A 4,216-nucleotide genomic window follows, 5' to 3' on the forward strand; every position below is an offset into this window, starting at 1 on the left:
TCACGATGCACAAATGGACTACGCCTCCGAGGATCGCGACGGCGACGGCGCACTGGAATACGCGCAACACATCTTCAGCACCCCTGGCGAGCATCGAAGGGTTGCGGGTCGTGGCCGTGGCCGCGCGGTCGATGCTTGAAGGGCACGATGCCTACAGCCTGGCCGATGAGCAGAAAGGAACTGACCAACCACAGCTTGCCGGAAATCGGCGATGTGTTTGGTGGGCGTGACCACACGACTGTTCTGCATGCCTGTCGCAAGATCAACGAACTTAAGGAATCCGACGCGGACATCCGCGAGGACTACAAGAACCTGCTGCGTACGCTGACCACTTGATGAACACCAGCGCAGCTAATTAAGGCAAGGGACTAGACCATGCATTTCACCATTCAACGCGAAGCCCTGTTGAAACCCCTGCAACTGGTCGCAGGCGTCGTCGAGCGCCGCCAGACCTTGCCGGTGCTCTCCAACGTGCTGCTGGTTGTCGATGGCCAGCAACTGTCGCTGACCGGTACCGACCTGGAAGTCGAGCTGGTCGGTCGTGTTCAACTCGAAGAGCCTGCAGAACCAGGTTCCATCACCGTGCCGGCGCGCAAGCTGATGGACATCTGCAAGAGCCTGCCGAACGATGCGCTGATCGACATCAAGGTCGACGAGCAGAAGCTGGTGGTGAAGGCCGGCCGCAGCCGCTTTACCCTGTCCACCCTGCCGGCCAATGATTTCCCGACGGTGGAAGAAGGTCCGGGCTCGCTGACTTGCAGCCTTGAGCAAAGCAAACTGCGTCGACTGATCGAACGCACCAGCTTCGCAATGGCCCAGCAGGACGTGCGCTACTACCTCAATGGCATGCTGCTGGAGGTTTCTGCCGGTATCATTCGTGCGGTCGCCACCGACGGCCACCGTCTGGCAATGTGCTCGATGCAGGCCGATATCGGTCAGCCTGACCGCCATCAGGTGATCGTGCCGCGCAAAGGCATTCTTGAATTGGCGCGCTTGCTGACAGAGCCCGACGGCATCGTCAGTATCGTCCTGGGTCAGCATCACATTCGCGCGACCACTGGTGAATTCACCTTCACCTCGAAACTGGTCGACGGTAAATTCCCGGATTACGAGCGCGTTCTGCCCAAGGGGGGCGACAAGCTCGTGCTGGGTGACCGTCAGGCACTGCGCGAGGCGTTCAGCCGTACCGCCATTCTGTCCAACGAGAAGTACCGCGGCATCCGCCTGCAACTGGCCAATGGTCAGCTGAAAATCCAGGCGAACAACCCTGAGCAGGAAGAGGCGGAAGAGGAAGTGGGTGTTGAATACAACGGCGGCTCCCTGGAAATCGGCTTTAACGTCAGCTACCTGCTCGACGTATTGGGTGTGATGACCACCGAGCAGGTTCGCCTGATCCTGTCCGACTCCAACAGCAGTGCTCTGGTGCAAGAGTCCGACAACGACGACTCGGCCTATGTTGTCATGCCGATGCGTCTGTAATCAGCAGAAGCTAGATGTCCTTAAGTCGCGTCTCGGTCACCGCGGTGCGCAATTTGCACCCGGTGACCTTCTCCCCCTCTCCTCGTATCAATATTCTTTACGGCGCCAACGGCAGCGGCAAAACCAGTGTTCTGGAAGCCATCCACCTGCTGGGGCTTGCCCGTTCGTTTCGCAGCACCCGCTTGTTACCCGTCATTCAATACGAGCAATTGGCGTGCACGGTGTTTGGTCAGGTTGAACTGGCTGAGGGTGCGCACAGCGCGCTCGGCATTTCTCGAGACCGCCAAGGGGAGTTTCAGATCCGTATCGACGGACAGAACGCCCGAAGCGCTGCGCAGCTGGCTGAAATCCTGCCATTGCAGTTGATAAACCCCGACAGCTTTCGACTGCTCGAAGGTGCGCCGAAGATACGCCGACAGTTTCTCGATTGGGGCGTGTTCCATGTGGAACCACGGTTCATGTCGACCTGGCAGCGTTTGCAGAAGGCTCTGCGTCAGAGAAACTCTTGGCTGCGGCATGGTACACTTGACGCCGTTTCGCAAGCGGTTTGGGACAGGGAACTGTGCCAGGCCAGCGCTGAAATCGATGAGTACCGCCGCGCTTATATCAAAGCCTTGAAACCCGTTTTTGAGCGGACCTTGAGCGAACTGGTTGAGCTTGAGGGCTTAACGCTCAGCTATTACCGGGGATGGGACAAAGACCGTGAGCTGAGCGCAGTGCTCGCCGGTTCCCTTCAGCGGGATCAGCAAATGGGGCATACCCAGGCCGGACCACAACGCGCTGATTTGCGTCTCAGACTGGGCGCACACAATGCTGCGGATATCTTGTCCCGCGGACAGCAAAAGTTGGTGGTATGTGCATTGCGGATTGCCCAAGGGCATCTGGTCAGCCAGGCCCGACGCGGTCAGTGTATTTATCTGGTGGATGACTTGCCGTCGGAACTGGACGAGCACCACCGTCGCGCGCTTTGCCGCTTGCTGGAAGACTTACGCTGCCAGGTGTTCATCACTTGTGTAGATCACGAATTACTGAGGGAAGGCTGGCAAACGGAAACGCCAGTCGCTCTGTTCCACGTGGAACAGGGCCGTATCACCCAGACCCACGACCATCGGGAGTGAAGGCATTGAGCGAAGAAAATACGTACGACTCAACGAGCATTAAAGTGCTGAAAGGCCTGGATGCCGTACGCAAACGTCCCGGTATGTACATTGGTGACACCGACGATGGCAGCGGTCTGCACCACATGGTGTTCGAGGTGGTCGATAACTCGATCGACGAAGCGCTGGCTGGCTACTGCGACGACATCAGCATCATCATCCACCCGGATGAGTCCATCACTGTTCGCGACAATGGTCGCGGCATCCCGGTCGACGTGCACAAAGAGGAAGGTGTTTCCGCCGCTGAGGTCATCATGACCGTCCTCCACGCCGGCGGTAAGTTCGACGACAACTCCTACAAGGTTTCCGGTGGTCTGCACGGCGTAGGTGTTTCTGTGGTTAACGCTCTTTCCGAAGAGCTGGTACTGACCGTTCGCCGCAGCGGCAAAATCTGGGAACAAACCTACGTCCACGGCGTGCCTCAGGCACCGATGGCCATTGTGGGTGAAAGTGAAACCACCGGTACCCAGATTCATTTCAAGGCTTCGAAGGAAACCTTCAAGAATATCCACTTCAGTTGGGACATCCTGGCCAAGCGGATTCGCGAACTGTCCTTCCTGAACTCCGGGGTTGGCATCGTCCTCAAGGATGAGCGCACCGGCAAGGAAGAGCTGTTCAAGTACGAGGGCGGCCTGCGTGCGTTCGTTGAATACCTGAACACCAACAAGACTGCGGTGAACCAGGTATTCCACTTCAATATTCAGCGTGAAGACGGCATTGGCGTAGAAATCGCCCTGCAGTGGAACGACAGCTTCAACGAGAACCTGTTGTGCTTCACCAACAACATTCCTCAGCGCGACGGCGGTACTCACTTGGTGGGTTTCCGTTCCGCACTGACGCGTAACCTGAACAACTACATCGAACAGGAAGGCCTGGCGAAGAAGCACAAAGTCGCCACCACCGGTGACGATGCCCGTGAAGGTCTGACAGCAATTATTTCGGTAAAAGTGCCGGATCCGAAGTTCAGCTCCCAGACCAAAGACAAGCTGGTGTCTTCCGAAGTAAAGACCGCGGTCGAACAGGAAATGGGCAAGTACTTCTCCGACTTCCTGCTGGAAAACCCGAACGAAGCCAAACTGGTCGTCGGCAAGATGATCGACGCCGCCCGTGCCCGTGAAGCGGCGCGCAAGGCCCGCGAGATGACTCGCCGCAAGGGCGCGCTGGACATCGCCGGCTTGCCGGGCAAACTGGCTGACTGCCAGGAGAAGGACCCGGCGCTGTCCGAACTGTACCTCGTGGAAGGTGACTCCGCGGGCGGCTCTGCCAAGCAGGGACGCAACCGCAAGACCCAGGCCATCCTGCCGCTCAAGGGCAAGATCCTGAACGTGGAGAAGGCGCGCTTCGACAAGATGATCTCGTCCCAGGAAGTGGGCACCTTGATCACCGCGCTGGGCTGCGGTATCGGTCGCGAAGAGTACAACATCGACAAGCTGCGCTATCACAACATCATCATCATGACCGATGCTGACGTCGACGGTTCGCACATCCGCACCCTGTTGCTGACCTTCTATTGGCGCGGTTGCCGGTGGACCCGCGCATGGGCCGCATGCTGCTGGAGGCCGCGAAGCTGGGCAGCCTGC

General features: G+C 58.3%; 3 protein-coding genes and 2 pseudogenes. All 5 read left to right on the forward strand.

Features of this window, described 5'->3' with window-relative positions:
* Nucleotides 1-94 (forward strand): annotated as a pseudogene (locus tag ACQKP2_RS31915) (DUF2950 family protein); the annotation flags it as partial.
* Between the two features lie 80 nt (nt 95-174).
* Nucleotides 175-336: pseudogene (locus ACQKP2_RS31920) on the forward strand (helix-turn-helix domain-containing protein); the annotation flags it as partial.
* Between the two features lie 39 nt (nt 337-375).
* On the forward strand, nt 376-1,479 hold the full coding sequence (gene dnaN, locus ACQKP2_RS31925; RefSeq protein WP_427582255.1) for a DNA polymerase III subunit beta: 1,104 nt from the start codon (nt 376-378) through the stop codon (nt 1,477-1,479).
* Between the two features lie 14 nt (nt 1,480-1,493).
* Complete coding sequence (gene recF / locus ACQKP2_RS31930; protein WP_427582256.1) at nt 1,494-2,597, forward strand: DNA replication/repair protein RecF; 1,104 nt, start codon at nt 1,494-1,496, stop codon at nt 2,595-2,597.
* 5 nt (nt 2,598-2,602) lie between these two features.
* Nucleotides 2,603-4,216, forward strand: a 1,614-nt coding sequence (locus tag ACQKP2_RS31935) for a DNA gyrase subunit B (protein WP_427582257.1), incomplete at its 3' end; no start/stop codon positions are given.

The sequence above is a fragment of the Pseudomonas sp. NPDC089569 genome (genome assembly GCF_050280625.1).
Lineage (GTDB): Bacteria > Pseudomonadota > Gammaproteobacteria > Pseudomonadales > Pseudomonadaceae > Aquipseudomonas.

What these genes read in the sequence shown, in the direction of transcription:
- dnaN (WP_427582255.1), top strand. Translation starts at nt 376, where the DNA reads ATGCATTTCACCATTCAACGCGAAGCCCTGTTGAAACCCCTGCAACTG.
- recF (WP_427582256.1), top strand. Translation starts at nt 1,494, where the DNA reads ATGTCCTTAAGTCGCGTCTCGGTCACCGCGGTGCGCAATTTGCACCCG.